At 59.0% G+C, this 26848-nt stretch carries 26 protein-coding genes and 1 pseudogene; 5 read left to right on the top strand and 22 right to left on the bottom strand.

The window, feature by feature from the left end; all coding sequences use genetic code 11:
- The 9 genes from KDL09_RS13925 to KDL09_RS13885 form a co-directional block, all read right to left on the bottom strand.
- Positions 1–340: hypothetical protein (locus tag KDL09_RS13925; protein ID WP_294386155.1), on the bottom strand; the 340-nt coding region annotated here is incomplete at its 3' end.
- Between the two features lie 31 nt (positions 341–371).
- Positions 372–1520 carry a hypothetical protein gene (locus KDL09_RS13920; protein ID WP_294386154.1) on the bottom strand — a complete coding sequence of 383 codons (1149 nt, stop codon included), beginning with the start codon at positions 1518–1520 and terminating at the stop codon, positions 372–374.
- A 64-nt stretch (positions 1521–1584) separates the two neighbouring features.
- Entirely contained in the window at positions 1585–2283 is a 699-nt protein-coding gene (locus KDL09_RS13915) for a sulfite exporter TauE/SafE family protein (RefSeq protein ID WP_294386152.1), read from the bottom strand.
- Positions 2270–2425 (bottom strand): hypothetical protein, encoded by a 156-nt coding sequence (locus KDL09_RS13910; RefSeq protein ID WP_294386149.1) that lies wholly within the window; start codon positions 2423–2425, stop codon positions 2270–2272. The genes KDL09_RS13915 and KDL09_RS13910 overlap by 14 nt, the downstream gene beginning before the upstream one ends.
- A 5-nt stretch (positions 2426–2430) precedes the next feature.
- Positions 2431–3864, bottom strand: coding sequence for a cytochrome c oxidase accessory protein CcoG (gene ccoG / locus KDL09_RS13905; RefSeq protein ID WP_294386147.1), 1434 nt, complete (start codon positions 3862–3864; stop codon positions 2431–2433).
- Entirely contained in the window at positions 3865–4512 is a 648-nt protein-coding gene (locus KDL09_RS13900) for a cbb3-type cytochrome c oxidase N-terminal domain-containing protein (RefSeq protein ID WP_294386144.1), read from the bottom strand.
- A gap of 30 nt (positions 4513–4542) precedes the next feature.
- Positions 4543–4698, bottom strand: coding sequence for a hypothetical protein (locus KDL09_RS13895; protein WP_294386140.1), 156 nt, complete (start codon positions 4696–4698; stop codon positions 4543–4545).
- Positions 4699–4719: 21 nt separating this feature from the next.
- On the bottom strand, positions 4720–7107 hold the full coding sequence (gene ccoN, locus KDL09_RS13890; protein WP_294386137.1) for a cytochrome-c oxidase, cbb3-type subunit I: 2388 nt from the start codon (positions 7105–7107) through the stop codon (positions 4720–4722).
- A gap of 23 nt (positions 7108–7130) precedes the next feature.
- Positions 7131–7277, bottom strand: a complete 147-nt coding sequence (locus KDL09_RS13885) for a hypothetical protein (RefSeq protein WP_294386134.1) — start codon at positions 7275–7277, stop codon at positions 7131–7133.
- A 170-nt stretch (positions 7278–7447) separates the two neighbouring features.
- On the opposite strand from KDL09_RS13885, the gene KDL09_RS13880 reads away from it, so the two are divergent.
- Positions 7448–9880: a PVC-type heme-binding CxxCH protein gene (locus tag KDL09_RS13880; RefSeq protein ID WP_294386133.1), complete on the top strand. Its 2433-nt coding sequence runs from the start codon at positions 7448–7450 to the stop codon at positions 9878–9880.
- A 6-nt stretch (positions 9881–9886) separates the two neighbouring features.
- On the opposite strand, the gene KDL09_RS13875 is transcribed toward KDL09_RS13880, so the two are convergent.
- From KDL09_RS13875 to KDL09_RS13865, 3 genes are all read right to left on the bottom strand, one after another.
- The gene (locus KDL09_RS13875) at positions 9887–11110 is read right to left on the bottom strand and encodes an alpha/beta hydrolase-fold protein (protein ID WP_294386130.1); all 1224 of its coding nucleotides are present in this window, start codon (positions 11108–11110) and stop codon (positions 9887–9889) included.
- A 62-nt stretch (positions 11111–11172) separates the two neighbouring features.
- Positions 11173–11943 carry a 3D domain-containing protein gene (locus KDL09_RS13870; RefSeq protein WP_294386127.1) on the bottom strand — a complete coding sequence of 257 codons (771 nt, stop codon included), beginning with the start codon at positions 11941–11943 and terminating at the stop codon, positions 11173–11175.
- 97 nt (positions 11944–12040) lie between these two features.
- The gene (locus KDL09_RS13865) at positions 12041–13309 is read right to left on the bottom strand and encodes a replication-associated recombination protein A (protein WP_345781091.1); all 1269 of its coding nucleotides are present in this window, start codon (positions 13307–13309) and stop codon (positions 12041–12043) included.
- Positions 13310–13497: 188 nt separating this feature from the next.
- Between KDL09_RS13865 and KDL09_RS13860 the strand changes: the two genes are divergently transcribed.
- Complete coding sequence (locus KDL09_RS13860; RefSeq protein WP_294386122.1) at positions 13498–13905, top strand: Rrf2 family transcriptional regulator; 408 nt, start codon at positions 13498–13500, stop codon at positions 13903–13905.
- Positions 13906–13918: 13 nt separating this feature from the next.
- Here the strand turns inward: KDL09_RS13860 and KDL09_RS13855 are convergent, their stop codons facing one another.
- The 3 genes from KDL09_RS13855 to KDL09_RS13845 form a co-directional block, all read right to left on the bottom strand.
- Complete coding sequence (locus KDL09_RS13855; protein WP_294386120.1) at positions 13919–14338, bottom strand: hypothetical protein; 420 nt, start codon at positions 14336–14338, stop codon at positions 13919–13921.
- A 2-nt stretch (positions 14339–14340) separates the two neighbouring features.
- Positions 14341–15657, bottom strand: a complete 1317-nt coding sequence (locus KDL09_RS13850) for a sulfite oxidase (protein ID WP_294386118.1) — start codon at positions 15655–15657, stop codon at positions 14341–14343.
- 127 nt (positions 15658–15784) lie between these two features.
- Positions 15785–16183 carry a YMGG-like glycine zipper-containing protein gene (locus KDL09_RS13845; protein ID WP_294386117.1) on the bottom strand — a complete coding sequence of 133 codons (399 nt, stop codon included), beginning with the start codon at positions 16181–16183 and terminating at the stop codon, positions 15785–15787.
- Between the two features lie 128 nt (positions 16184–16311).
- Between KDL09_RS13845 and KDL09_RS13840 the strand changes: the two genes are divergently transcribed.
- Positions 16312–18384, top strand: a complete 2073-nt coding sequence (locus tag KDL09_RS13840; protein ID WP_294386115.1) for an FAD-dependent oxidoreductase — start codon at positions 16312–16314, stop codon at positions 18382–18384.
- A 276-nt stretch (positions 18385–18660) separates the two neighbouring features.
- Here KDL09_RS13840 and KDL09_RS13835 read toward each other — a convergent pair whose 3' ends face one another.
- The 3 genes from KDL09_RS13835 to KDL09_RS13825 are packed head-to-tail and all read right to left on the bottom strand — an operon-like array spanning position 18661 to position 21982.
- A complete protein-coding gene (locus KDL09_RS13835; protein WP_294386112.1) occupies positions 18661–19263 on the bottom strand; it encodes a flavin reductase family protein in 603 nt (200 codons plus the stop codon).
- A gap of 5 nt (positions 19264–19268) precedes the next feature.
- The gene (locus tag KDL09_RS13830; RefSeq protein ID WP_294386109.1) at positions 19269–20576 is read right to left on the bottom strand and encodes a (Fe-S)-binding protein; all 1308 of its coding nucleotides are present in this window, start codon (positions 20574–20576) and stop codon (positions 19269–19271) included.
- 2 nt (positions 20577–20578) lie between these two features.
- Entirely contained in the window at positions 20579–21982 is a 1404-nt protein-coding gene (locus KDL09_RS13825) for an FAD-linked oxidase C-terminal domain-containing protein (protein WP_345781090.1), read from the bottom strand.
- Positions 21983–22035: 53 nt separating this feature from the next.
- On the opposite strand from KDL09_RS13825, the gene KDL09_RS13820 reads away from it, so the two are divergent.
- Positions 22036–22980, top strand: a complete 945-nt coding sequence (locus KDL09_RS13820) for a type I phosphomannose isomerase catalytic subunit (RefSeq protein WP_294386104.1) — start codon at positions 22036–22038, stop codon at positions 22978–22980.
- Between the two features lie 3 nt (positions 22981–22983).
- Here KDL09_RS13820 and KDL09_RS13815 read toward each other — a convergent pair whose 3' ends face one another.
- The 4 genes from KDL09_RS13815 to KDL09_RS13800 all read right to left on the bottom strand — a co-directional run bounded on the left by KDL09_RS13815 (position 22984) and on the right by KDL09_RS13800 (position 25921).
- Positions 22984–23334, bottom strand: a complete 351-nt coding sequence (locus tag KDL09_RS13815) for a hypothetical protein (protein WP_294386100.1) — start codon at positions 23332–23334, stop codon at positions 22984–22986.
- Complete coding sequence (gene hisD, locus KDL09_RS13810; protein ID WP_294386095.1) at positions 23331–24617, bottom strand: histidinol dehydrogenase; 1287 nt, start codon at positions 24615–24617, stop codon at positions 23331–23333. The genes KDL09_RS13815 and hisD overlap by 4 nt, the downstream gene beginning before the upstream one ends.
- 69 nt (positions 24618–24686) lie before the next feature.
- The gene (locus KDL09_RS13805) at positions 24687–24926 is read right to left on the bottom strand and encodes a hypothetical protein (RefSeq protein ID WP_294386093.1); all 240 of its coding nucleotides are present in this window, start codon (positions 24924–24926) and stop codon (positions 24687–24689) included.
- A gap of 32 nt (positions 24927–24958) precedes the next feature.
- Entirely contained in the window at positions 24959–25921 is a 963-nt protein-coding gene (locus KDL09_RS13800; RefSeq protein WP_294386090.1) for a hypothetical protein, read from the bottom strand.
- Between the two features lie 123 nt (positions 25922–26044).
- Here KDL09_RS13800 and KDL09_RS13795 point away from each other — a divergent pair.
- Positions 26045–26848, top strand: a pseudogene (locus KDL09_RS13795) (excinuclease ABC subunit UvrA); the annotation flags it as partial.

Raw genomic sequence — 26848 nt, 5'->3', positions numbered from 1 at the left:
GCTGGGTGATGGCGGTGTTGTTGACGAAGGTGTAATTGCCCACAAACGCCGCTCCGTAGGTGCGTTGCCAGAGGAGGCCCATCTTCACCGGTTGATAGGAGAGCTTCACCTTCACATCGCTCTTCGCAGGTTGCAGCGACACACGGCCACCACTGGACGACGTGTAACGGGCCGATGGATGCTTTTGCAACAACGGCGGCCCCCAGCGTCCGCTGACGCTGTCGCCGGTCTGGTAGGATACATGACTGGTGCGCTGAGTGATGACGGCCCCGAGCAGCCACCAGGCGATGGTGGTGCAGACAAAGATGACGGCGATGGCGAAGAGGTGAGTGAGTTTCATGGTTTGGTTCCTGGTTCGTTGTTCTTGGTTCTTAGTTGGTGGTGCGCTTGCGGTAGGTGATGCGGGCCTGAGGTTGTTGATCCCGACAAAGAGACTTGCGGAGGTGGAGCCCTGGTGTGCTGGTATTGTCGGTGATAGGATCGACGTTGCCGCTGAAGCTGAGGTCGTAGGCGGCTGGCAGTTGCACGCTCCAGTCGATCTGCTTCGCAAAGAATGGCGTCTGCGGCAGGGCGAGGTCGAGTTCTCCTTCAGCGGCCTGCAAGGCGGCAAGCGTGGCGGTGAAGGAAAGCTTCACTTCGGATTCCGCGCCGTCGGCCGTCGGATCATCGAGCGGGATCTCGATGCGATTGGCGTCTCCGGGCATGGGACGCACAGGCTCGCCATTCACGTGGCATTGGAGGAGTTTGGCGGTTTCAGGAAGCTGCAGGACCAGCTTCACCGGCTCGTCGTGACGGACGATGATCGCGCCTTCGGTGAGCACGGAACCATCGCGGACGACTTGAGTCGTGTAGGTGGCCGTGCTGATGATCGCGTCGTCGGTGATGCCTGCGATGGGAGTCTGGGCGCTCTTGCTGGCATCCTCGAGCGTGAGGGTGATTTCGCCGCCAGCCGCAGGAAGCGCGACGGTTGCGGGCTTGGCGATGATTCGAGTTGTCGAGCCATTCTGCAGACGCACGACCTTGCTTTCCGGCAGTTCTGGGATCTCCAATGCGGCCACAGGTGAAGCGGCGAGAGCGAGAATGGTTCCCTGCCCTTCCGCCGCGATTGGAAAGGTCAGTTTGATGTTCTGCGGACCAGGTTTGTCGGTGGCGAGGCAGAGATGCTCATCGGAGACCACGATTCGGGCGTCCGTTGGCTCCGCAGTGATGGCGCCTGATGAAGAACCGGCGATGGGAATGAGGTGCCATTCGTCATCGAAGCTTTCGACCTGAAGTTCGGCCACGATGGTGCCTGATTTGACATCGAGCCGGTAGAGGCTGGAGAGCAACGCGGCCTGAAGGGGCGGCTTGGGCTTTGCCACAGACAGGGTGTCCTTCGGCAACGTGGCCGAGACGAGTCGTTTCAACTCGCCGTAGGTGATGCGCACCTCGCTCTCGTCGAGAGTGGTCGCGGTGACACGAGGTGCATTTTGAGCCAGCAGTGAACTGGCTCCAAAGAGGAGGATGAGGAGTGCTTTCATTTCCGCCCATCCTCAAAAGGGGCGTGAACCCTTGATGAAGCGGGGATGAAATGGCCGTGAAATCTCACAAAGCCGCGTGACAGCAGCTTGGTACGGCATCGCTGCCGAAGTCGAGGGTGCCGCGAAGGCGCCAGGCCAAGATGAGAGCGGCGGTGAGGGCGAGGGTGCGCTGGATTTTTCGCAGGGTCTGAGGCTGCACCTTGCCGCCGATGAGATGGAGCTGGGTCTGGGCGATCCAAAGCAGCGGCAAGGTTCCCAAACCGAAGGCGAAGGCGAATTCGGCGCCTTTGATCGCGGACCCATTGGCCATGGCGAGGGCGAAGATGAGGTAAAGCGGGCCACAGGGCAGCAGTGGTGTGGCAAATCCGAGCAGACCGGCACGCGTGGCGCTGTGCATGCGAAAGGCGAAGGTCTGAATGCGGCGCACACCGGCACGGAGGAACTGGGGCTTGGGCAGATACGTCTCCAACCCCATGCCAACGACGGCGAAGGCGATGACGAGCATCCAAGGCAGCACGATGCCGGCGCCATGCTGAAAAAACTTCAGCGGCATGACCCCGATCACTCCGGCGATGGCACCGACGAGCGCATACGACACAAGTCTTCCGGTGTGATACAGGCCGGTGTCGCGCATAAAGCTGGACTCACCTGGCTTCGCTGAGACCGCCCAGGAACATGACAGCGGGCCACACATGCCCACACAGTGGACGCTGGTGACGAGTCCGGCCAGAAAGGCGGCGGCGCTGGTATCAATGGACTGCATGGACGCTGCGAATGGTGAGCGGAACTTCAGGCGGCGCGTTCTTGATGGCGAGCGAGATGAAAAACACCCACCACGCGACGAAACCGATGAAAAAGGCTGCCACGAAAATCCAAGGGCGGGAGGAGATACATTTAGGGATCATGGGCGTTAATGGATGAAGTCTTTGGCGTTGAGAGACGAGGCGGGCGCAGCCTGCGGATCCGGACCGAGGTATTCCATCACACGAGTCTCGCTGGCGTCACCGCGGTTGATGTCGGTGACCTTGATGGTGAACCTGTAGCGCTCCTTGTAGTCGGCCTTCGGCAGGGTGAGGACGAGCGTTTTCAGATCTTCGCCCATGGCAGGAAGCGTGATGGTCTGATCCATGCCGACGACCTCCAGCGAAGCAGGCACCTTGCCGACGAGTTCGATCTTGTAGGTGGACTCTGCGTTGCGCTTGTTGATGACGCGGAGCTGGAACTGGTTTCGAATGATGCCGTTGTCCACGTAGAACGACGCGCCGCCCATGCGGACTACGCTGGCGCGCAGCGGTGCAATGCGCGTAATGGCCATGCTGAAGGCGGCGACCCACACGAACAAGATGACGGTGTAAAAGATGGTGCGCGGGCGAATGAGACGTGTTTTGCCTCCTTGCAGGCCGGTGTAGGAATCATATCGCACGAGACCCTTCGGACGCTTGACCTTCGTCATGATTTCATCACAGGCGTCCACGCAGGCGGCACAGCCGATGCACTCCAACTGGAGACCGTTGCGGATGTCGATCCCCGTGGGACAGACCTGAACGCAGCGACGGCAGTCGATGCAGTCGCCCGCAGGCCTTTCAACGGTGGCCTTGCCGCGAGGTTCGCCGCGTTTTTTGTCGTAACCAATGACGACCGAGTTGTCGTCAGTGAGCGCGGATTGCAGACGACCGTAGGGACAGAGAATGATGCAGAACTGCTCGCGGAACCAGCTGAACGAAAAGTACAGCGCGCCGGTGAGGAAGAGCACGACCCCGAAGGCCTTGGCATGATGCGCAGGCGAGTGCTGCATCATTTCATAGAGCGACTTGATCGACACAAAGTAGCTGAGGAAGATGTGCGCGATGATGGCGGAGATCAGGATGAAGATCCCGTGTTTGAAAATGCGTCGAGCGACTTTCGACGCGGTCCACGGAGCATCCTCGAGCTGGCGGCGGGCGGCGCCGTCGCCGTCGATCCAGCGCTCCACACGGCGATAAACCTGCTCCATGAAAAGGCTGTAAGGGCAGGTCCAGCCGCACCAGATGCGACCGAAGAGCGAGGTGATGTAGAAGAGCGAGAAAGCGAGACCGGTGACTAGGAAGAAACCGATCCAGAGATCCTGCGTGGCGAGTGTCAGACCGAAGAAGTGAAAGCGGCGCTCCTGCACATCGAGAAAGACGGCGGGAAAGCCGTTCACTGGAATCCACGGCAGAGCGATGTAGATGAACAGCAGCACCAGTGCTGCGACACGCCTCCATGAGGTGAAGGGACCACGGACATCCGACGGGTGGACAAACTTGCGTGAGCCGTCGGCGTGGATGGTGGAGAGCGAGTCGAGCGTGGGGGTTCCGGGTTTCATCTATTTGCCTGCAGGGGGAGCAGGAGCGGGCGAAGGAGCTGGAGCCGCAGGTGCAGCTCCTGGTTTCAGCGGAGAGTCTGCAGAGAGCGTGATGGGCTCTCCCTTCTTGTGCTTGCTGAGAACGAAGGCGACGACTTCGACGACACGGTTGAGGCCCAACTGCGGCTCCCACGCAGGCATGCCTTTGGTGACATCCGGTGCGCCTTTGCGCACGATGTTCAGCAGCTGGAGCGGATTTCCGCCATGCTTCCATTCGGTGTCATTGAGCGGCTGTCCGGGAAGCTTCACGCCATTGATATGTGCGGAAAGGTCCGGTGCATGGCAGGCAACGCAGGTGGTGGCAAAGGTGGCCGCGCCAGCGGACACGATCTTCTCTTCCTTCGACATTTCCCAGAGCTTGTCGTCCGTGAGCTTCTCAAGCTCCTTGAGCTGAATGGCTTTGATGTTGGCAAGCGCCTTGTCCACCTGCTCTTCTCCGGATTCGCCGAGGTTAAGCTGGTAGTAGGCGACCCAGGCGATCACGAACCAGACCATGGTGATATACCAGGTGAAGAGCCACCAGTTGGGCAGCTTTTGATCATACTCCTGAATGCCGTCATAAGTGTGGTCACGAAGAACGGGACCGTTGTTGGGAGATTGGGGTGTCATGGCGAAGAAATGAGGTGAGGATGTCGGTTTTCAGTCGTCCAGGGGAAGGCGGGACAGCTTGTCGGCGCTGCTCTTGCGCAGTTTCACGGCACGAACGACGAAGATCAGAAACACGGTCGCAGTGACGCCGAAGGCGAGATAGGGAACCCAGTCGAGCGCGGAATCATAGATGATGCGTTTGTACATGGTGGGCGGAATGTGTTTTGATTATTTCGTCACGGCGGAGGTGCGGTAGCCGTCGGGGATGCCGGGCTTCAGCGGGAATGGAATGCCTTCAGGCGTCTTCTTGAGCTTCTCCTCGAGATCCGGCACATCGTACTTCCCGAGCTTCTGCAGGTAGGCGATCAGGGCGACGATCTTGGTGTCAGGCAAGGCGCCGCTGCGTCCCTGCCCTTCGAGATCTTTGACGATCTGGATGCCCTGCTCGACCGCCTTGGTCTTGACCTCGGTGTCAGTCATCGCGGGATAGGGCACGCCGAGCTGCGTCATGACGGCGATCTTTTTCCAAAGCGTCTTCTGGTCGAACTTCTCGGAGAAGAGATGCTCGTAGGGTGGCATGTTCGAGCCGACCGAAATAGAGCGCGGATCCTTCATGTGATCGTAGTGCCAGCTGTGCGGATACTTGCCGCCTTCGCGGGCGAGGTCCGGGCCTGTGCGCTTCGAACCCCACTGGAACGGATGATCGTAGATGCTTTCACCAAGACGGCTGTAGTCGCCGTAGCGCAGCACGTCCGGCAGCATGGTACGGATCATCTGCGAGTGGCAATTGTAGCAGCCTTCACTGATGTAGATGTCGCGTCCAGCGAGTTCGAGAGGCGTGTAAGGCTGCTGAACACGGTCTTCGACATTCGTGGCGCGATTGACCATGACCGTGGGGATGATCTGGATGAGGCCGCCCAAAGCCACGGCCACAAAGGTGAGCACGGTGAAGGGAATCCAGTTGTGCAGAAGGCTCTCATACCACGCCGACCAGCGGTTGTGGCCCGTCTGGAAACGTTTCACCGCCAGCACTGCAAAGATACCGGCACATACCAGCGCGGCGATATCAGCACCGGGTGGCAGGAACAACCATGCAAGCACCAGAAGCAATCCGGCAAACATGCAGGCGATCGGATCATTGAGGAAAGTATCCTTCAGGCTCATCGTGTCGCGCTGCGTGCGCTCGATGACGGCCACTTCACGGGTTTCATTCACTGGGCTGCCTTTGCGGATGGTCAGCCAGATATTCACGCCCATGAGAATCATCCCCACGAGATAAAGAGAACCACCGATGATGCGGAAACCCATCATGGCGCGGATCGACGTCAGCGTGTCGATGAAGTTCGGATACACCAGCGACAGGCCGTCCGGAGTGGTCGCATTCAGCATGAGCCCCTGCATGATGCCGGAGACCCACATGGAACCCACGTAAACCAAGATGCCGATGGTGCCGATCCAGAAGTGGAAGTTCGCCCAGCTCGTCGAATGCAGTTTGGTGCCGTAGAGGCGCGGCGTGAGCCAGTAGAACATGCCAGCGGCCATGAAGCCGTTCCAGCCCATCGCACCGGCATGAACGTGACCAATGGTCCAATCGGAGTAGTGGGACAGCGCATTGACCGCACGAATGGAGAGCAGTGGCCCTTCAAAGGTGGACATGCCGTAGAACGTGACGGCGGCGATCAGGAACTTCACCACGGGGTCCGTGCGCAGCTTGTCCCATGCACCACGCAGCGTGAGCAGACCGTTGAGCATGCCGCCCCAGCTCGGAGCCCACAGCATGAGACTGAAAAACGTCCCCAGCATCTGCAGCCACTTCGGCAGCGCTGTATTCAGCAGGTGGTGAGGGCCGGCCCAGATGTAGATGAACACCAGCGACCAAAAGTGAACGATGGAGAGACGATACGAATACACCGGACGCTCCGCCGCTTTCGGCAGGAAGTAGTACATGATGCCGAGGATCGGAGTCGTGAGGAAGAAGGCGACGGCGTTGTGTCCATACCACCACTGCACCAACCCGTTCTGCACCCCGGCAAAGATCGTGTAGCTATGCGTCCAGCTCGTCGGAATCGACAGGTGGTTCACGATGTAGAGCATCGCGATCGTGATGATGGTGGCGATGTAGAACCACAGGGCCACGTAGAGGGAGGGCTCATTGCGTTTGGCCAGCGTCCAGAAGAAGTTCACGGCAAATACCACCCAGATGAGCGCCACCGCGATATTGATCGGCCAGATGAGTTCGGCGTATTCCTGTCCGCGTGTCAGTCCCAGCGGCAAAGTGATCGCAGCAGCGATAATGATCAACTGCCAGCCCCAAAAGTGGATGTTGGAGAGAAGATCCGAGGCCATGCGCGCCTTGCAGAGACGCTGCGTCGAGTAATAGACGCCGGCGAACATCATGTTGCCCACGAAAGCGAAGATCACCGCATTGGTGTGCAGCGGGCGCAGGCGGCCGAAGCTGAGCCACGAGGTGAGATTGAGCTGATGAAAGTTCAACTGTGAGGCGATGAACACACCCGCGAGCATCCCCACGATGCCCCAAATGATGGAGGCAAGCATGAAGCGCCGGACGGTGCGGTCATCGAATTCGATCGTGATCTTGGAGGCGTTGGTGGTCATATGAGATAAGGCGAAGGGAAAATTCAGGAAATCGGGGTTTTGTTCCGGGCGGGAGCGGGCACTCCGTCATCCAGCGGCAGCAGGGCGTCCTGTTCGATGCTGCGGTCCCGTCTCTGCGAGCGCTCGGCGAAAAATAGCACGGCAAACAGCACGGCGAAGGCGAGGCTCATGAAGATGGTGACAGCGAAAACTTCCATTGATGACCGCAATAGAGCGCAGGCCTGTTTTTCATGCTCGGCATGCCTTGCTTGAAGGTGCACGGATTTTGCGGACCATTTTTCGCATACCGCTCAAAGGAAGTTTGACACCCGGAACGTTGGTTTGCCACACACCTGCCGTCATGCGCCTGCTCCCAACACTCTTCCTTGCTCTTAACCTCTCCCTTTTTGCCGTCGAAGTGCCTGAAAAACTGCGACAGCATACCCTGCCGGACGCCGCCAGGACCGAAAACAGCGGCGCATGGTTTGTGGACATCAATGGCGATGATTACGAAGACATCATCGTCTCAAACCCACGCGAATATGGCGTGTTCGTTTTTGTCCCGAAGGAGCGTGAGAAAAAGAATCTCCAATGGAATGAAGGCTGGTCGCAGGTGATGCGCGAGGGCAAGGCGGGGGATGCCAACAGCCTGCCGCTCATCGTGGACAGCAACGGGCGCGATCAAGGCGTCACCTTTCACGACGGCGCGATGTGGGTCGAAACCACGAAACAGCGCATCCCGTTCGCGGAACTGCTAAAGGTTCCCGGACCAGCTCCGAAGTCACCCCAGGATTCGCTGAAGGCGCTCCAGTTGAAACCCGGCTATGAAGCCATGCTCGTGGCGCAGGAACCGCTCGTGCAGGACCCGGTTTTCATCGACTGGGATGCGCAACGACGCATGTGGGTCGTCGAAATGGGTGATTATCCTTTCGCACCAGGTGAAACGACCAAGGATGGCAGTGTGGGACAGGACAAAGTGTCAGAGCTGCAGACCGGGCGCGTCAAAATCCTCGAAGACACGAACGGCGACGGAATCTATGACAAGGCCTCGCTGTTCCTCGACGGGTTGAAACATCCCACCGGGCTCGCCTTTTGGAAAAACGGCGTCTTTATTGCCAACATCCCGGACATTTTCTACGCCGAGGACACGGATGGCGACGGCAAGTGCGACAAGCGCGAGACGTGGTTCACGGGCTTCACCGCAGGCAATCCTCAGCATCTGGTCAACGGCTTCTGCTGGGGGCTCGACGGCTGGCTCTACGGTGCGAACGGCGACAGCGGCGGCGACATCACCTGCGTGAAGACGGGCAAAAAGATCGCGCTCGGCACGAATGACTTCCGCTTTGATCCGCGCACGGGTGAATTTGCCCTCGAAGGCGGACGCAGCCAGTATGGGAAATGGCGCGATGATTTCGGCAACTGGTTCGGCAACAACAACAGCACCATCGGCTGGCACTACTGGCTGCCGTTCCGCTACTTGGAACGCCATCCCGAAGTGGTGGCGAAGTCGGTGCGCGGAAATCTCAACGACGAAAAACGCGTCTACCCTGCCAGTCCGCCGGTCAGGCGCTTCAATCAGGCCAGCGCGGTGAACACGCTCACCTCCGGCTGCTCACCGATGCCATTCCGCGACACCACATTCGGAGAAGACGGAGACAACGTGATGTTCATCTGTGAACCAGCCAACAATCTGGTGCATCGCGAAGTTTTGAACTACGACGGGCCCTCCATCACCAGTCATCGTCACCCTGGTGATGCGAACAGCGAATTCGTCGCGAGCCAGGACAACTGGTTTCGTCCCAGCATGGCCCGCACCGGCCCGGATGGCGCACTTTACGTCGTGGACATGTACCGTCTCGTGCTGGAGCACCCGGAGTGGATTCCGGCGGAAATTTCGAAGGGGCTGGAGCTTCGTGGTGGCGAGGACAAGGGACGCATTTATCGCATTGCGAAGCACGGTCCGGCTAAAGCCGGGACTACAATGCAGGATCCCGCTGTGGCCATTGCCTCATCGAACGGGTGGGAACGCGACACCGCACAACGTTTGCTATTAGAACGCGGAGACACCTCTGCGATTCCTGAATTGAAGAAGCTGCTTGCTGCCATGCCGCCGGTGAGAATTCAGGCGGCATTCACGATCATGGAACTCGGAGGCGTTCTTCCGGAGGAGCTGTTTGTCATGCTCAAGCCACTCGCGCCACAGGTTCGGGCAGCCACTTTGACTGCCACCGGTTCGGCCAACGACGACGTGTTCATCGACTTGGAAAAGCCGCTGCTGAAGCAAACACCCTCCAAGACTCCAGCGAACATCACCATACCTGTAATCACAAACAACAACCCGGACCGCCAGAAGGTCGTCGCCAAATACGTCGCTGACACTGGCAGACTCGATGGCGACGCCAAACGCGGAGCTGTCGTGTTTCAGAAGGTCTGCATGGTCTGCCACAAGGTGGGCGATCTCGGGGTTGAAGTCGGTCCCGATTTGAAAACCGTCGCCACCAAGCCGCGCGAACAGCTCATCGAAGCCATCTTTGATCCAAACCGGGCCGTGGAACTACGAAACGCCGCCACGCAGGTGACCAAGAAGGACAAAACCTTGGTTGTCGGTCAGTTGGCCTCCGAGACGCCCGGCAATATCACCATCCGCATGCCAGGCGGTGCCGAGATCGTGGTATTACGCACCGACATTGCCGAACTCAAAACACTGACGACTTCCATTATGCCCGAAGGGCTCGAAAGCGTGCTCACCGCTCAGGACGTGGCCGATGTGCTAACGTTCATCGGCGGCAAGTAAGCCGGCTCATCTCACATCGCGCCAGAGCCAGCGCAAAGCCTCGGGAAGGCTCGCCGACATGCCTTTGCTGCCGTGGAAGCACTGCGTCCAATCGATGCGATAGTCGTAGTTCATGTATTTGAGCGAAGCGGCCATCATCTTGTTGGCGAGAGGCCAGTTACCAAACTTGTTGTCGAGGTCGTTTTCGCCGTCGAGGAAGTAGACGCGGATGGGTTTGCGTTCGGTGACACGCACGAGATACGGGTAGTTGTTTCCGCCCCGAATATCGACAAAGGTGCCGACCCAGCAGAGGACCTTGTGGAACTTGTCGGGGCGCTCCCATGCAGCAGTGAAGGAGCAAATGCCGCCTGAAGAACCTCCAGCGATGGCCCAGGCTTCAGGCTGTTGCCGGAACTTGGTTTGATAGCGCTTTTCCACCTCGGGCAGAATTTCGTCGATGAGGAAGCGCACGTAGGCATCGCCAAGGGAATCGTATTCAAAGCTGCGATTGGCGGCTTTGTCGCCGTGCTTCTGACTGGCCTTGCGACCGGGATCGATAAAGACACCGACAGTGCGCGGCATTTCTTTTTGATGGATTAGATTGTCGAACACGATCGACGCACGCATGGCGCCATTCGGATCCACGTGGCGCGAGCCGTCCTGCCAGACCATCAGACAGGTTTCCTCACCGGGGGCAAAGCCCGCCGGGAGGTACACGGTGACATCACGCACCGTGTCAGGGAAGATCTTGCTCGTCTTCCACTCAAACTTCTCGAGCTTTCCCTGCAGCACACCTTTCTGGGGCATGCTGTCGGCAGTGTAGTCGAAATATTCCACATGAGCGGCTCCAGCGAGTCGCGGCATGCCCTCCGATTCGATGCGATAGCCAAATTCGGAAAAATTGGGCATTGGGACCACCAATACCTGCAGACCATCATCTCCAAGCGACGTCATCTCGCCGATCAGCGAACCATCCTGCTGCACAACACGGGCAGGTTTCGGATCGATGATGGCCCACGCAACCGTCGTGCCGTCGACTTTCGCCCCGGCCCTTCCCTGGGTCAGATTCTGCAGCCCGAACAGGTGGACGACCTTGTCATGCAGTGCCTTTTGTTCATCGGCTTGTAATACCATTTTCAAACTCGACGCAATCTGACGCGGAGTGATCGGCGGCTGCGCGCCTTGCTTCACCTGGGCGGAACTAATAAAACTGAAAGCGAGAAAAACCGACGAAAAGAGGACTGCACGCATGAGTGCGTTTTCTAACGACACTCTGCGCCTTGGAATATCGCCGTTTTCCCGAAGAGGCTGTTTTACAGCGCGGCGGTAAACGACCGGCCGCCTTCTTGTTGCTTACCAGCCGTGCGCAACCGCGCTTCAATGCCCTCCATCATCGCACGAACGTGTTTCCACTTCGTGCGGTCGCGCATCAGATCCATGCTCTTCTCATAGGAGCCCCACTCAATGACCTCGATGTCCACATGGCGCACGCCCCAGTTGTTCATCAGAGAACGGCTGGGCTTGTACAAATCAATCGTCCCTGTGCCCACCAATGCGCTGCCGTAATCGTCCACCACATAAATCACCTCAGGCTGGCCGGCGATACGGAACTTCGTGCCAACAGGGAAGCGCGACCAGTCTGCCGCCGCACTGCGCACCTTTCCGAACTTCAAATTGGTGCCGATTGCATTCTTTACGCCGTACACGAGATGATCGCTTTCGTTGTGCGTGTATGCGGTGGTACGAACCCGCATCTGAGAATTGCGATGCAGATTAGAGGCCACCATCAGCGGTGGCTTGGCCTCATTGAAGACAAAAGTGTAGCGCTTGATCTCGCTTGGACGGAAAGGAACACTCGTCGCCAAGGCTTTTCTGACCTCGTATTTCACGCCCGTTTCGAGGGGAGCGGCTTTTCTGTGCCGCTTCTCCAGGAGGTAGGTCAGAAGGGGCTGCTTGGGCAGGGCACAAGAAGAAAGAGTTGCCAGCAGAACGGCAATAATGCCAGAGGTCATCAATTTTGAGTTACACATGGCTGGTAATTTCTGAATTGAATAAATTCTACCGTAAATTTCATATATCTTCAATATGAAAAACATAATTACCATCTTTTTCAGTTTTCCAGGTGTGGAGCGTCAGCCTATTCGCGGCTGTCGCCTGCTGTGGAACCAGCCACTATGGCTCTTACGCCCCCTGCCCTTCCCAGAGCTTCCGCCAGTGATCCAAACGCTCCTTGATCCGGGCCTCGAGACCATTCGCGGTCGGATCGTAGTATTGACGACCGCCTTCGAGGCAGCGCTGGGGGACAAATCCGCCCTCGTAGTTGTGCGGATACAGATACCCTTCCCCGTGACCGAACTCCTTGGCAGCCTTCTTGTGGTGAGCGTCCCGCAGGTGCTTCGGCACCGGCAGGGTTCGACCGTTCTTCACATCTTCGAGGGCCGCATCGATGGCCGTGTAGGCGCGATTGCTCTTGGGAGCCGTGGCATTGTAAATCGTCGCGTGGGCCAGAATGATACGCGCCTCAGGCATGCCGATGAATTCGACCGCCTGCTGAGCCGCCACGGCCACGCGCAGAGCATTGCTGTCCGCCATGCCAATGTCTTCGCTGGCAGCGATGACGATCCGCCGGGCGATGAAGCGGATGTCCTCGCCTGCATAGAGCATTTTGGCCAGCCAGTAGAGCGCCGCGTCCGGATCGGAAGCACGCATGCTTTTGATGAAGGCACTGATCGTGTCGTAGTGCGCGTCGCCGTCGCCGTCGTAAACGACGGTCTTTTGCTGCACGGACTCCTCCGCAGCCGCCAGGGTGATGACGATTTCACCGTCAGAGTTCGGCTGCGTTGAGAGCACGGCCAGTTCGAGCGCATTCAGACAGCGTCTGGCGTCACCATCGGCCACAGTGGCGAGATGGAGCCGCGCATCAGGTTCGATGCGGGCTTTCATGCCTCCCAAGCCACGTTCCTCATCGCTCAAAGCACGATCCATGAGCGATTCGAGATCAGCGATGCCCAATGGCTCGAGTGTGAAGACCTGTGACCGGCTCACCAGCGGGCTGTTGACGTAAAAGAACGGGTTGTGCGTCGTGGCGCCAATAAAACGCAGCGTCCCGCGCTCCAGATGAGGCAGCAGCACGTCCTGCTGCGCTTTGTTGAAGCGATGAATCTCATCCACGAAGAGAATCGTCGTCTTGTTGTAAAGCCGCAGATGATGACCGGCGTTTTCCGCCTCCTTGCGAATGTCCGCCACGCTGCTCTCCACCCCGCTGAGGGTCACAAAGCGTGACTTCGTCTCCTGGGAGATGATGTGAGCCAGCGTGGTCTTTCCCACGCCCGGCGGACCGTAGAGAATGATCGACGAAAAACGATCCGCCTGCACAGCACGGCGCAACAGCTTGCCCTCGGCCAGAATGTGCTGCTGGCCTGCATACTCTTCCAGCGTGCGTGGTCGCATGCGCGAAGCGAGCGGCGCACCGGCATGATGCACCGCCGCGGCCGCGCGTGGCGGCTCCGGAGGTGGTGGGGCGAAAAAGTCGTCGCTCATGCGGGTGAGACCCGATGAATGACGCGGAATCGCCCCAACGGCAAATCGCAGTTTGCAACGGCCCGTGTTTGATGTTCCGATGCGGCCCTCATTCCTCCATGAAGCTCTCCAAAAAAGCCGAATATGCCCTCCGCGCCCTCGTGGCGATGGGGCGTGAGCGCGAGGGCACGAATTTCTCCATTCAGGATCTCGCGCGCGGCGAGGGCATTCCGCTGAAGTTCCTCGAACAGATTCTCTTGGCGCTAAAGAACGGCGGTCTTCTCAAGAGCAAGCGCGGCGTGGGCGGCGGTTACCAGCTGGTGACCCGCCCGGAGCGCATCACGTTGGGCGAAGTCGTCGCGCTCTTCGATGGTCCGTTCGATCCGTTACCCGGTGCCGAGCACGTAGCCTTGAGTGAGATGTTTGCCGATCTTCGCGATCAAGTCGCACGCTGGTTCGGTGATCACACCATCGCGCAGATCATCGAGAAAGAGCGTTCCCGCGAGACTGTATCGTTTGAGATTTGATCCAGCGGCAAGCTCAGTTCGCGACTGGAGGCGCCTTGGGAATCAGGCCCTCCTTTTTCTTCGCTTCGGCCTCCAGTTTCGCCTCGGTCGCGTAGGGATTCACCGGCATCAGGCTCAGCGGGATCGGCGCACGGCGGAATTTGTCACCCGGCCCGTAATTCACCGCGAGATAGCCGATGATGGTCTTCTCGATCGCTGGATCGAGTTTCCAAAGGCCACCGTTTTTCTGCATCCATGCGAGAATGTCCGTCCAAGTGGATTCCGTACCGCTCTGCTGTAGAAAGGTCTTGGACGAATGGCAGATGATGCAGTGATTGCGGACTATCTCCCAGTCGCCGGTCATTTTCATGCCCGTTACTGGATCGAGTGGCACTTCCTCCGCGGCATAAATGCCGCTGACAAGCAGGAGGGCAAAAACAGATAAGAAGCGCATGATCAGACGGCTTGGATGGCGATGCGGTGGCAGGTGTTGTTCAGGTAGCCCTTCGGATTCCAGCCCGGAAGGATCATGGGCTGAGATCGCCCTTGATCGTCCGTGGCACGGGCCCAGACTTCATAGTAGCCCTTTTTCGGGAAGCGCACCTGCGTCGCCCAATGCTGCCAGGCAAAGCGGTTCACCGGCTTGGCCAGTTCGGTCTTCTGCCAGGTGGCACCAAAGTCGAGGGACACATGCACTTCGGTCACTTCGTTTTCACCCGCCCACGCATGCCCTCGCACGGTGAGCACATCCGCCAGAGGATGACTGAGGCCCGATTTCGGGAAGGTGACGAGCGACTTCACCGGCATGGATTCGATGATCACCATGTCTTCGTCCGGCACCTTCGATCCAGGAGCCACCGGATAACGCGGCATGCGGTAGGCGTCGCCGGTCATTTTTTCTCCATCGTGTTCGCGATCGCGAATGACGATTTTCTTCAACCACTTTCCGCAGGTGGATGCAGGCCAACCGCCAAACATCAGACGGAGCGGATGACCGTTCTGCCATGGAATGTCCTCCCCGTTCATGGCGAACACGATCATCGACTCATCTTCCAGCGCTTTCTTGATTGGCACACCGCGTGAGATGGACGTCTTCTTCGGATCCCCCGAGAGATGGAGGTCCGCACCGTAGTAGCCGATGTAAACCGCATCCGGCTTGATGCCGCAATGCTTCAACACGTCACGCAGCCGCACGCCCGTCCATTTCGGACAGCCCACCGCCCCTGTGGTCCACTGCGTTCCGTGAGCAGGAGGATTGAACTCGCTGCGTCCGTTGCCGGCGCACTCCAGCACCATTTGCAGCGTGTGATGCTCAAACTTTTCCTTCAGCTCCTTGAGCGTGAAAGTCGTCGGTTTCTCGCAGCTCTCTCCGGCGATCTCAAGCGTCCATTTTTCAGGATTCAGCGCTTCGGGGACAGGAGCAACGCCATTGTTGCGAATGAACAGATGCTCGCCGGGCGTCACGGCATCATCGAGAAGATGTGCGGGAGCCTCGGCCAGGACCGGACGATCGTTGAGGAAGGTCATTCCCTCCTTGCCTGGAACCTGAATCGGCTCCGCTCCTTGGGCCAGCGCCGCCGGGATCAGGCCCGCAGGCATTTTGTCGGCAAAGACAATCTCGGCACCGATCGCCGCCGTCATGGAGGCGATGCTGAACCGCTCGAGAAACCCACGTCGGCTGACCGAACGGCCCTCCTGTTCTGAGGTCAGTTCATCCGCTTGCTGCGGATTTTCAAAGGAATGCTGGTCGGGACGCGAAGGCGTGAGTGTCATGTCAAAACAAAACGCCCAATCTTGCCCGGTTCTAATCAAACATCACACTTTGATTTTTCGAAACCGGGAGCCACCAAGATGTGCCCCCCGTATCACAGTCGGAGTTATTGTCTGTTCAAACGAGCGATTACCGCCAGCCACCAAAGGCGTAGGGATTGTAGTTCGACGGCTGGCCATAACCGTAGTTCGGCTGGCCATAGTAGCCCCTGTTATAACCCGAATTGCAGTTGGGGGCACCATAGCCTCCCTGACGGCTGTTCTGAATTGCACCACCCGCCAGAGCTCCAAGAATACCTCCAATGGCAGCCCCTTCGAGCCCGCGATGACTTTGATTACCAATAATCCCGCCTGCCGCCGCGCCGAGCACGGCACCCGTCACCGCACCTTGAGCCGGGGGACGGCCATAGTAGCCGCCGCCGCCAAATCCGGGACCATAGCCGTAACCGTAGGGGTCTACGCAGGAAGTCAGGGCGAGGGACAACAGCACAGAACCGAGGGCAAGTGAGCGCGTGAGTTTGGTTTTCATAGAGAAACAGTGGGTGACTTGCTGTCTGACGTCCCGGCCGGGGTTGTATTCGATTTTTTGTTCGATAAAAACGTTACGACCGATCACAAGGTTGCTAAACGCGGGCTTCTGCGCAGGGGTGAGTCGCCATGAAGCCCCTCCCAACGCTATTATTTTCCGCCATTGCCGCCTTTTCCCAAATCACGGCCGCAGACACCTACGACATCGTCGTCTATGGTGGCTCCTCCGGTGGGGTCACCGCAGCCATCCAAGCGTCCCGCATGGGGAAAAAGGCGGTGATCGTCGAGCCGACCCAGTTTCTCGGCGGTCTGACCACCGGCGGTCTCGGTGCCACGGACATCGGCAACAAAAAGGCGATCGGCGGCATGTCGCGCGAGTTTTACCACCGTATCTGGAAGCACTACTCCAATGCGGCCTCCTGGACCCTGCAGACCCGTGACGACTACTACCAAAAGAGGCCGCACGGCAACAGCGCCGGAGAAGAAACTATGTGGACCTTCGAACCGCATGTGGCGACCCAGGTTTACGACGACATGCTCAAGGAAACGAAGGTCACCGTCGTCTTCGGCGAGCGCCTCGATTTGAACAAGGGCGCCGTCAAAGACGGCACGCGCATCACGAAGATCATCATGGAAAGCGGCCGCGAATTCGAAGCCGCCATGTTCATCGACGCGACCTACGAGGGTGATCTCATGGCAAAAGCGGGCGTCAGTTACCACGTCGGTCGTGAGGCAAACGCCCAGTATGGTGAAACGATCAACGGCCTGCAGATTGCCGGTGCGAGACACCATCAGTTCGTCAAGAACGTCGATCCCTACGTGAAGCCCGGCGATCCCTCCAGCGGCCTCCTCTGGGGTGTTTCGGCCATGCCCAAAGGCGAAGACGGCAGCGGTGACAAGCGCATCCAGGCCTACAACTTCCGGATGTGCAATACGAACGACGAGGCCATCCGCGTCCCCTTCCCGAAACCGGCGAATTACGACGAGAAGCAGTTCGAACTGCTGCTGCGCAACTTTGAAGCGGGCGATGAACGCAAGCCTTGGGCCCCGACGCCGATGCCGAATCACAAGACCGACACGAACAACAACTTCGCCTTCAGCACCGACATGATCGGCATGAACTACGACTATCCGGACGGCGACTATGCCACCCGGGCGAAGATCTGGCAGGCACATGAAGACTATCAGAAGGGCCTCATGTGGACGTTGGCGAATCATCCCCGCGTTCCGGCAGCGATTCGCGAATATTACTCGGGCTGGGGACTCGCGAAGGATGAATTCACCGACAATGGCAACTGGCCGCGCCAGATGTACGTACGCGAGGCACGTCGCATGGTCGGCGGCTATGTGATGAGCGAAAAGAACTGCAAGCGTCGCGAGATCGTCGAGGACAGCGTCGGCATGGGAGCTTACAACATGGACAGCCACCACACGCAACGCTACGTCACCAAGGACGGCTTTGCCCGCAACGAAGGCGACATCCAGATCGGCACGCGCCCCTACCCCATCAGCTACCGCAGCATCACTCCGAAGGCCGAAGAGTGCACCAATCTCCTCGTTCCGGTCTGCCTCAGTGCCAGCCACATCGCCTACGGCAGCATCCGCATGGAGCCTGTCTTCATGGTCATGGGTCAGAGCGCGGCCACAGCGGCGGTCATTGCCATCGATTCAGGCAAAGAGGTGCAGCAGATCGACTACGCGAAGCTCAAGGAAAAACTCCTCGCCGATGGCCAGGTGCTCGATTTCGAATCGCCTCCGATGCCGGAGCGCGCTCACCTCACCAAGGAGCAGCTCGGCGGCATTGTCGTCGATGACAGCGAGGCTGAGCTCACCGGATTCACCTCCGAAGGACACACCACGCCCGGCTTCGTCGGAGAAGGCTATCGTCACGACGGTGACGCTGAAAAAGGAACACAAAAGGCCCGCTTCATCCCCAATCTGCCTGCCGCAGGCAAATATCGTGTCGCCATCACCTACACCGCCCTCGCCAACCGCGCGGACAACGTGCCTGTCATCATCCATCACGCTGACGGCGAGGAAAAGATCATCGTTAACGAAAAGAAGAAGGCCCCTGAAAGGGACGTCATCTTCCCGCTGGGCACCTTCCGCTTCGAAGCCGGCAAATCCGGCTGGGTCGAAATCCGCAACGAAGGCACCGACGGCCACGTCATCATCGATGCTGCGCAGTGGCTGAAGCAGTGATCCAGACTCTGACAAACCATGAAAATGACACGGGACGGCTGCTTGCCATACATCGCGGCATTTATTGCCATAGCCGTCTCCGAATTCATTCTCAATCCGTGGTTCGAATCGAACGAAACTAAGTCATGGGTCAAAGTTACGTGCCGGATGGCCGTGTGGGTTGGCAGCTATGCTATTCTGTCAGTTCTATGGAAATCGAAAAACACTGACACTCACAAAGACGACAACTCCTGACCTGAGGGTTATTTGGGGGCCAGGTTGGCGGCTTCAAGAAATCTACTTCGGCCGTCGCATCTCAAACATGTCACGAGTCCGCGCATACCAGTGCGGACTCTGCATGCGGCCGACGGGCTGATAGCTCCCAGGTTTCACCAGCCATGTTTCGGGATCGAAGATGCCGTCACGCACGTGAATCCGGAGCACTTCGCCGATGATCAGACGGTTGTCGCCGATTTCGATGATGCTGTGGCTGCGACATTCGAGACTGGCGGGCGATTCGGCAATGCGCGGCGGTTTGACCGCAGTGCTGGTCGCTGCCGTGAGTCCGGCGTGCAGAAGTTCGTTCTCACCCTCCGGTAGCGAGGCGGCGCAGAGGTTCATCTTCTCCGCAATGGCTTCATCGACGAGATTCACGACGAACTCTTGGGTGAGGCGGATGTTGCGCGCGGTGTCCTTCGGCACTCCCGGCTCACGATCGCCCGGGCAGATGCCGACGATCGGCGGTGAATCACCCAGCACGTTGAAGAAGCTGAAGGGTGCGGCATTGACACGCCCCTCGAGATCCACGGTCGTCGTCAACGCGATCGGGCGCGGTGTGACGAGTCCGGCGAGGATCATGTAGGCATCGTCGCGATGAGGTCCGGTGAGGTCGAGTTCCATGACAATCAGCTACGTTCCGCATGATAGGCACGTGCCAGCAAAGTCACCGGTTGAGTCACTTCATGGCAGGGATGATCGCCGCAGGAGCGGATGCCGTTGGCGATCTGCAAATGGCAGCCGGGATTGCTGGTGGCAACCACGGGAGCCCCAGCCTGACGCAGATTCTCTACTTTGCGATCCAGCAGTTTCTGGCTCTGCTCAGGCTGGGTGATGTTGTAGATGCCAGCGCTGCCGCAGCACCAGTTCGACTCCGGCAACTCCTTGAACACGAGCCCGGGAATGCTGGCTAGGATCTGACGCGGCTGTGAGACCACCTTCTGGCCATGGCAAAGATGGCAGCTTTCGTGATAGGTGACTTCGTTGACACCTGCACCAGCGGTCGGTTTGCGGAAACGGATCTGCACCAGCCACTCGTGGATGTCCTTCACCTTCGCATCCCAGACCTTCGCTTTGGCAGCGTAGAACGGATCGTCATGCAGCAGGTGGCCGTAGGTCTTCAAATGCGAGCCGCAACCGCCGGCGTTGGTGATGATGGCGTCGAGTGAATCGAGATCAAAGCTGTCGATCTGCCTGCGGGCGAGTTCGCGGGCGAGTTCCAGCTCACCGTTATGCGCATGCAACGAGCCGCAGCAGCATTGCGAACCCGGCGTGACGACCTCACAGCCGTTTGCGAGCAGCACGTCTGCCGTGTCGCGATTGATGTTCGAGAAGGCCAGATCCTGAATGCAACCAGTGAGCAATCCCACACGATATTCCCGTTTTCCGTCCGGAGACTCCTCCGGCGAGATGACCTCGTTCGAGAAATGCTCCGATATTCTCGGCGTCTGTGGTTCGAGTTTCGCCAACGAACGCGGCAGGAGTCCAAAGAAGTGCAGCTTCCTCATCAGCTTGTCGAAGCCGGTGCTCTGATACAGTCGCAGAACGCGTCCGACCATCCTCAGCAGCCACGGGCGCATGAAAATCACATTCAAGGCGAGCCAGCGCCAAAAGCCGCGCTGCATGCCCGTGTTCACCTGCGCCTGCTCCACTTCCGCACGAGCCGTTTCGAATAGCTCCGCGTAGTTCACTCCCGCCGGACAGGCCGTCTGACAGGCCAGACAGCCGAGGCAGTAATACATCTCATCCGAAAGTGCCCGTGACACATCAAGATCACCGTCCGCCACCGCGCGCATGAGCGAAATGCGTCCGCGCGGACTGTTTCGCTCCAACTTGGTTTCCACGTAAGTCGGACACGTCGGCAGGCACATGCCGCAGTGCATGCACTGCTGGAGCACGGAGTAATCGAGCGATTTGAGGAGGTCGGCTTGCGGCATGATCAGTTCCTCAAATCAAAGATCTTCCCCGGGTTCAGAAGGCCCTGCGGATCGAGCGCCTGCTTAATGCTGCGCATGAGTTCGTAACTGCCTTCGCCCAACTGGCGCTTGAGGAAAGCTTTCTTGGCGAGCCCGACGCCATGCTCGCCGGTCACGGTGCCGCCAAGGCGAATCGTTTCTTCCACAATCTCCTCCAACGCAACTTCGATGCGATGCATCTCCTCGTGATCGCGTTCGTTGGTGAGGAAGGTCGGATGCAGGTTGCCGTCGCCGAGATGGCCAAAGGTTCCGATCTGCAGATGGTGCTTCTTCGCAACACCGTCGATGAAGGCCACCATCGTGGCGAGTTCGCTGCGCGGCACGGTCACATCTTCGAGAATCGTCGTCGGACGCACACGCGCGAGGGCGGAGAAGGCGTTGCGACGTGCGGCGGCCAGCTTCGCACCTTCGGCCTCATCGGCGGCGGCGCGAACGTCGTGAGCCCCATTGGCCTTGGCGAGTTCCATCATCTGTGCGGCCTCCTCTTCGACGACAGTCGGATGTCCGTCGGTTTCCATGAGCACGAGCGCCTCCACATCCGTCGGCAGGCCGATCTTGGCGTAATCCTCAACGCATTGCACGGTGACACGGTCGAGGAACTCCAGCGTGCATGGAATGATCTTGGCGGCGATGATCGCGGAGATCGTTTTCGCGGCGGCATCCATCGAATCGTAGAGCGCGAGCATCGTTTTACGCGCTTTCGGGCGCGGCAGCACTTTGAGAATGACCTCGGTGATGATGCCCAGGGTTCCCTCGCTGCCGATGAACAGGTCCTTCATCGAATAACCCGCCACGTCCTTCACGCACTTGTTGCCGAGGAAGGTCAACGTGCCGTCCGGCAGCACCACTTCGATGCCCATCACGTAATCGCGTGTCACGCCATATTTGAGACCGCGCAATCCACCAGAATTTTCGGCCACGTTGCCGCCAATGGTGGAGATCTTCATCGATCCCGGGTCCGGAGGATAAAACAAACCCACCTTCGCGCAGGCGTCGTCGATCTCCTTGGTGATCACACCACTCTGCGCACGCAGAGTGAGGTTTTTTTCATCGACTTCGACGAGTTTGTCCATCTTCACTAGGCAGATCACGAGACAGCCCGAAAGCGGCACGCTGCCACCGCTCAAACCGGTGCCTGATCCACGGGTGACCACAGGAATGTTGTTCCGCCGGGCAAGCTTAACGCACTCGGAGACCTCTTCCGCCGTGAGCGGGAACACCACGGCGCCTGGCCGCTGCTTCAGAGCTGCCGTGCCGTCAAAGCTGTAAGGAACGATGTCCTCGGCGGAAGTGAGCACCCTGTCCGGAGATAAGATTTCCTTCAGAGTCTGGATAAGGCTGGCTTCAATTTGATTCACGCGGGCCATTCTGGCGAGTTCGTTGTAGAGCGTCAACGAAGGCTGTGGTTGATTGTCATCACATGAACTTCCGTCAGGTCATTCGCTTCACACCCCATTACCACAGCCGCGTGTGGGGCGGCAGGCGCATGGAAACCCTGCTGGGCGCCACGCTTCCCGATGCGACCACGCCGTTCGGAGAAGCCTGGAGCGTCTCAGACCGTCCCGAGGCACAAAGCACGACGGCAGATGGCGTCACCCTGCATGAGTTGTGGACGAATCATCGAGAAGCCGTGTTTGGCAAAGCGCTGCTGAATTCTTCCAGCCCTTCCTTCCCGCTGCTGATGAAGATTCTCGACGCCTGCGATGATCTTTCGATCCAGGTGCATCCTCCGGCCGACAAAGCAGAGGCGTTGAAGGGCGAACCGAAAACGGAGATGTGGTTCATCGCGCATGCCGAACCGGGCGCGAAGATTTATGCAGGACTTAAACCGGGTGTGACTCGTGAGGATTTTGAAGCCTCGCTGCAAAACGGCACCGTGGCCGATGTGGTGCACGTGATTGAAGCACACACCGGCGACTGCTTGTTCATTCCCAGCGGTCGTGTGCATGCCATTGGCGCAGGATTGCTGATCTATGAGATTCAGCAGAACAGCGACACGACGTATCGTGTGTTTGACTGGAATCGTGTGGGCCTGGATGGCAAACCGCGCGCGCTGCATGTGCAGGAGTCGCTGCAGAGCATCGACTTCAATGACTTCGCACCGCAGATGCAACAGGTCGCAGCGGACGGCACTTTGGTGAAGTGCGATGACTTCGATGTGCGGCTGCGCGACGGATCAAACCAAGCAGGCGAAACGGGCGAATGCGTAACCCTAGCCGCGGTAAGCGGAGAGATAAGCGTCGGTGGCGAGACGTTGAAGGCTGGAGATTTTGCATTGCTGCCAGCCTGTCTGGATGCGAAGTCGCGTCAGGTGAAGCCTGCCAGCGCAGCAAGTCGCTGGCTGGAGATCAGGATTCCAGCGTGAGCGCTACGGTTTCGCCGCTGCGGCTGGCTCAGCCTTTTTGACCTCGGGCACTGCCGGTTCGGCGGCAGGTGGCGCCGCCTTTTTGATTTCGGTTGCAGGCGGCCCGGACTTTGGGACTTCCGTTGCCGGTTTCTCAACCTTCTTGGCCTCGGGATCTTTCGGGGTGCTGGGCACGGCGATGAACTTGGCTTTCTCCGGATCCATTTTCGGCAGTTTGCCTTGCGGAACGGGCGGCATCTTTTTCTCTGGCGCCGGTTTTGGAGTCTCCACCGCTTTGGCTTTTGGTTCCGGTTTGGGCTCTTCCTTGCCACAGGACACCAGCAGCAGGGCAGCGAGGCAGACGAGGTGTTTCATGAGCAGCGGATGGAAACGGAACGGCCATGGGCGTCAAGGCCTTCGACCTGGCTGAAGGCATTCACAATCGGCTCGGACTTTACGCAACTGTCGCGATCGAGACGAATGATGCTCGTGCGACGCTGGAACATATCGGCGGTGATGCCGGGAAAGGATTTTCCAGAGCCGCCCGTTGGCAGCGTGTGGCTGGGACCCGCGAGGAAGTCGCCGACCGCGACCGGCGAATGATTGCCAAGGAAAATGGCGCCCGCTGTGCGAATGAGCGGGAGAATGACCTCTTCCTGCGTGGTGATCAGCGAGAGGTGCTCAGGAGCAAAGTCGTTCACGAGGCGTGCCCCTTCCTCCAAACTAGAGACGAGCATGCAGAAGACACCTTTCTCGAGCACGGGCGTCAGTTGCGCCTGACGACTGAGCGTCTTGGACTGCGCATCGACTTCGGCGACGACGGCATCGAGCAGTGCAGCGTCATCGGTGATGAATCCGGCCATGCTGTCCTTGCCATGCTCCGCCTGCGCAAGGATATCGGCGGCGATGAAGGCGGGATTGCCGGATTTGTCGGCCAGAATCAGTACTTCGCTAGGCCCGGGGAGCAGATCGATGGAGACGACGCCGAAAGACTGGCGCTTCGCCTCGACGACGTAGCTGTTACCAGGGCCAAAGATCTTCGCAACCGGCCGGATCGTCTCCGTGCCGAATGCAAGCGCCGCGATGGCCTGCGATCCCCCGATTTTATAAACCTCGGTGGCGCCGGCGACCTTCAGCGCAGCAAGAAGCCCCTGATTGACCGTGCCGTCACGCCCGCACGGCGTGCAGACGACGATCTCAGGCACGCAGGCCGCTGATGCGATGGCAACCGTCATGAGCACCGTCGAAACCAGCGGCGCGGTACCACCCGGCACATAGCAACCGACACGTTCAAACGGATGAAACACTTCTCCGACCTCGGCCCCCTGCTCATTCTGCCCACTCCACCCCTGACGCAGGCTGCGTTTGGCGAAGGCGGTGACGTTCCGGTGGGAAGCTTCGAGCGCAGCACGCAGCGTGGCATCTGCGCTGTACCACGCTGCATCGATTTCGTCCTGAGAAACGCGCATCTGCCCAGCGGTGAGTTTGGCGCCGTCATACTTCTCCACCAATTCTAGCACGGCGGCATCTCCACGCCCCCGCACCGCCTTAATGACGCCTGCGACGACTTCGCGCACGGCATCGCTCGCCTCGGCACGGCGGTTCAGGGCGGCAATGGCGGAAGCGTAGTCGGGATCGGTAGGGCGGATGATCTTCATCGGAGGTGGTTACGTGGCAAGCGGGACGATGGCGTCAAGAATGGATCGTGCCATGGTCACAATGGGGATTCAATCGCCCCCGCCGTCACCGCCATCGCAGCCGCCATCGCCCAAGTCGCCCCCATCTGAATGAGAGTGATTTCCGTCATGATGCGAGCAGCCATGCGATGAGCCATCGGCGTAAAACCCACCTCCGTCGTCACCGTGGCGATCCTTGCGTCCGTGGCGTTGCTTCTCTCCATCCAGCACGTGTCGATAGGCAGCATAGATTACCGCCACCAGCAGCCCAAGGATGATCAAGAGCTCCATGGGTCAATCGAGGCTACTGCGAGATCGTTGATTTACGGAACGACTTCGCCGGAGCCCGTGTACACCCACTTATCGACTCGGCCGTTCTTGATCCGGGCCTGGGCCTCGGTCTCGAACTTACCGAACATGGTCTGGGTTTCATACTTCACGTTCACGGTCCAGTAATCGGTGCCGTCGATCTTCTCTTGAGCCGCATCGCCCCAAGATTTGACGTTGTCAGGTTTGATCTCGGTGACCTCCCCGGCCTTCATGCTGGCCAGAAGCAGCGGGTAGGCACCGTCGGCATCCTTCTCGGGCTTGTCGTTGCTGCTGCCGCCGCCGCCACCGGAGGAACCGGCCGGTGCATTCTTCGCACGCTCGGCCGCTGCGAGTTTGTACTCGTGCGCCCTGCGGGCGTTTTCGGTCTGAACGACCTTCACCTGCTCATAAGCAGCTTCGAAGACTTCCTTAAAGTCGGTGTCATCCATCGCAACCAGACCTCGCATCGGCGAACCCGCCGAGGCTCCAACCACAAGGTTAGCACCTTCCTGCCCCATGACGAAAATCTTGGTACCGGACTTGAAGGTCGTCGAGGCAGTGGCCTTGCCCATCTGCATCTTGAGCTCCAGATCCTTCTTCATCGTGACCTGCTTGGGCGTGGTGAAGAAGCCCTTCGGCACGGCGGCCCAGTTCTGAGTGAGTTCATCGACCGGCGGGAACACCGGAGCCACAAAGGCATTGGGGTCAGGCGGCGGCGGCTCGGGAGCCTTCGGCATTTCCGGCTTCGGCTCCTCTGGCTTCATCTCCGGTTTCGGCTCGGGCTTGGGCTCCATGACGATCTTCGGCTCCTCTTTGACGACCGGCTTTGGCGGAGGGGCCACAACGACCTCCTTCTTCGGCTCCGGCTTGGGCACGTGCTTCGTGAACTTCATGGCATCGGCGAACGGCGGATACACATACTCGTAAGAGACGTATCCGACGGCGATGGCAAGGATGATGACGATGAGAGGTTTCATGACAGGAGGAGTCTAGGAGAGCGGCCGGGGATAATCAACCGCCCTGATTGTCACCCACACAAACGGCTCAGGGGGACTTTTCTTGGGCTTGAACTCCCCTGCCCCAAGCGGCTTATACCCGGCATGCCAGAAGACGTGATCCGCGTGCGTGGCGCACGGCAGCACAACCTCCAGAACATCGACGTGGACATCCCGCGGCATCAGCTCGTGGTGCTGACGGGGGTGAGCGGCAGCGGCAAGTCGTCCCTGGCCTTCAACACGCTCTTTGCCGAAGGGCAGCGGCGCTACGTGCAGAGCCTCTCGGCCTACGCCCGGCAGTTCCTCGATCAGATGCAAAAACCGGACGTGGATTTCATCGAGGGACTCTCTCCGGCGGTGGCCATCGAGCAGGTGCATTCGAATCCCAACCCGCGCAGCACGATCGCCACGGTCACGGAGATCTACGACTACCTGCGCGTGCTCTATGCCGTGGCCGGTCAGCCGCACGACCCAAAAACGGGCGAAAAACTCCAGCGCAGCACACCGCCAGAAATCGCGGACAAGGTGCTCGCGCTCGGGGAAGGCACCCGCGTCGTCGTTCTCTCTCCTCAGGCTCCGGCCAACGGCACAGCCACGCGTGCGTTGTTTGAAAAGCTAAAGCGCCAAGGCTTTGTCCGAGTGCGCCTGAATGACGAAATCGTCGAGATCGAAGATTCGCTCAAACCGGCCGCCCACGACCAGCATCAGGTGCAGATCGTCATCGACCGCCTCGTCGTCCGGCCCGACTCGCGCCAGCGGCTCATGGAGGCGATCGAAAGCTCCCTGCATTGGAACGAGCACCAGGTGCAGTTCCTCGTGAACCTCGACGGCAGCGAGGAAATTCTCAGCTACACCACGGAGTTCGCGAATCCGAACACCGGCTACGTTATCGAGCGTCTGACGCCGCAG

Source organism: Prosthecobacter sp. (genome assembly GCF_020439865.1).
Lineage (GTDB): Bacteria > Verrucomicrobiota > Verrucomicrobiia > Verrucomicrobiales > Verrucomicrobiaceae > Prosthecobacter.
The sequence above is the reverse complement of the archived record's forward strand: the minus strand, read 5'-3'. Positions and strand labels throughout refer to the sequence as shown.

What these genes read in the sequence shown, in the direction of transcription:
- KDL09_RS13845 (WP_294386117.1), bottom strand. Translation starts at nt 16,183, where the DNA reads ATGAAAACCAAACTCACGCGCTCACTTGCCCTCGGTTCTGTGCTGTTG.
- KDL09_RS13875 (WP_294386130.1), bottom strand. Translation starts at nt 11,110, where the DNA reads ATGCGTGCAGTCCTCTTTTCGTCGGTTTTTCTCGCTTTCAGTTTTATT.
- KDL09_RS13880 (WP_294386133.1), top strand. Translation starts at nt 7,448, where the DNA reads ATGCGCCTGCTCCCAACACTCTTCCTTGCTCTTAACCTCTCCCTTTTT.
- KDL09_RS13815 (WP_294386100.1), bottom strand. Translation starts at nt 23,334, where the DNA reads ATGAAACACCTCGTCTGCCTCGCTGCCCTGCTGCTGGTGTCCTGTGGC.
- KDL09_RS13835 (WP_294386112.1), bottom strand. Translation starts at nt 19,263, where the DNA reads ATGGAACTCGACCTCACCGGACCTCATCGCGACGATGCCTACATGATC.
- ccoG (WP_294386147.1), bottom strand. Translation starts at nt 3,864, where the DNA reads ATGAAACCCGGAACCCCCACGCTCGACTCGCTCTCCACCATCCACGCC.
- KDL09_RS13860 (WP_294386122.1), top strand. Translation starts at nt 13,498, where the DNA reads ATGAAGCTCTCCAAAAAAGCCGAATATGCCCTCCGCGCCCTCGTGGCG.
- KDL09_RS13885 (WP_294386134.1), bottom strand. Translation starts at nt 7,277, where the DNA reads ATGAGCCTCGCCTTCGCCGTGCTGTTTGCCGTGCTATTTTTCGCCGAG.
- KDL09_RS13825 (WP_345781090.1), bottom strand. Translation starts at nt 21,982, where the DNA reads ATGGCCCGCGTGAATCAAATTGAAGCCAGCCTTATCCAGACTCTGAAG.
- KDL09_RS13900 (WP_294386144.1), bottom strand. Translation starts at nt 4,512, where the DNA reads ATGACACCCCAATCTCCCAACAACGGTCCCGTTCTTCGTGACCACACT.
- KDL09_RS13805 (WP_294386093.1), bottom strand. Translation starts at nt 24,926, where the DNA reads ATGGAGCTCTTGATCATCCTTGGGCTGCTGGTGGCGGTAATCTATGCT.
- KDL09_RS13820 (WP_294386104.1), top strand. Translation starts at nt 22,036, where the DNA reads ATGAACTTCCGTCAGGTCATTCGCTTCACACCCCATTACCACAGCCGC.
- KDL09_RS13915 (WP_294386152.1), bottom strand. Translation starts at nt 2,283, where the DNA reads ATGCAGTCCATTGATACCAGCGCCGCCGCCTTTCTGGCCGGACTCGTC.
- KDL09_RS13830 (WP_294386109.1), bottom strand. Translation starts at nt 20,576, where the DNA reads ATGCCGCAAGCCGACCTCCTCAAATCGCTCGATTACTCCGTGCTCCAG.
- KDL09_RS13895 (WP_294386140.1), bottom strand. Translation starts at nt 4,698, where the DNA reads ATGTACAAACGCATCATCTATGATTCCGCGCTCGACTGGGTTCCCTAT.
- KDL09_RS13865 (WP_345781091.1), bottom strand. Translation starts at nt 13,309, where the DNA reads ATGCGACCACGCACGCTGGAAGAGTATGCAGGCCAGCAGCACATTCTG.
- KDL09_RS13920 (WP_294386154.1), bottom strand. Translation starts at nt 1,520, where the DNA reads ATGAAAGCACTCCTCATCCTCCTCTTTGGAGCCAGTTCACTGCTGGCT.
- KDL09_RS13850 (WP_294386118.1), bottom strand. Translation starts at nt 15,657, where the DNA reads ATGACACTCACGCCTTCGCGTCCCGACCAGCATTCCTTTGAAAATCCG.
- KDL09_RS13800 (WP_294386090.1), bottom strand. Translation starts at nt 25,921, where the DNA reads ATGAAACCTCTCATCGTCATCATCCTTGCCATCGCCGTCGGATACGTC.
- hisD (WP_294386095.1), bottom strand. Translation starts at nt 24,617, where the DNA reads ATGAAGATCATCCGCCCTACCGATCCCGACTACGCTTCCGCCATTGCC.
- ccoN (WP_294386137.1), bottom strand. Translation starts at nt 7,107, where the DNA reads ATGACCACCAACGCCTCCAAGATCACGATCGAATTCGATGACCGCACC.
- KDL09_RS13910 (WP_294386149.1), bottom strand. Translation starts at nt 2,425, where the DNA reads ATGATCCCTAAATGTATCTCCTCCCGCCCTTGGATTTTCGTGGCAGCC.
- KDL09_RS13840 (WP_294386115.1), top strand. Translation starts at nt 16,312, where the DNA reads ATGAAGCCCCTCCCAACGCTATTATTTTCCGCCATTGCCGCCTTTTCC.
- KDL09_RS13855 (WP_294386120.1), bottom strand. Translation starts at nt 14,338, where the DNA reads ATGCGCTTCTTATCTGTTTTTGCCCTCCTGCTTGTCAGCGGCATTTAT.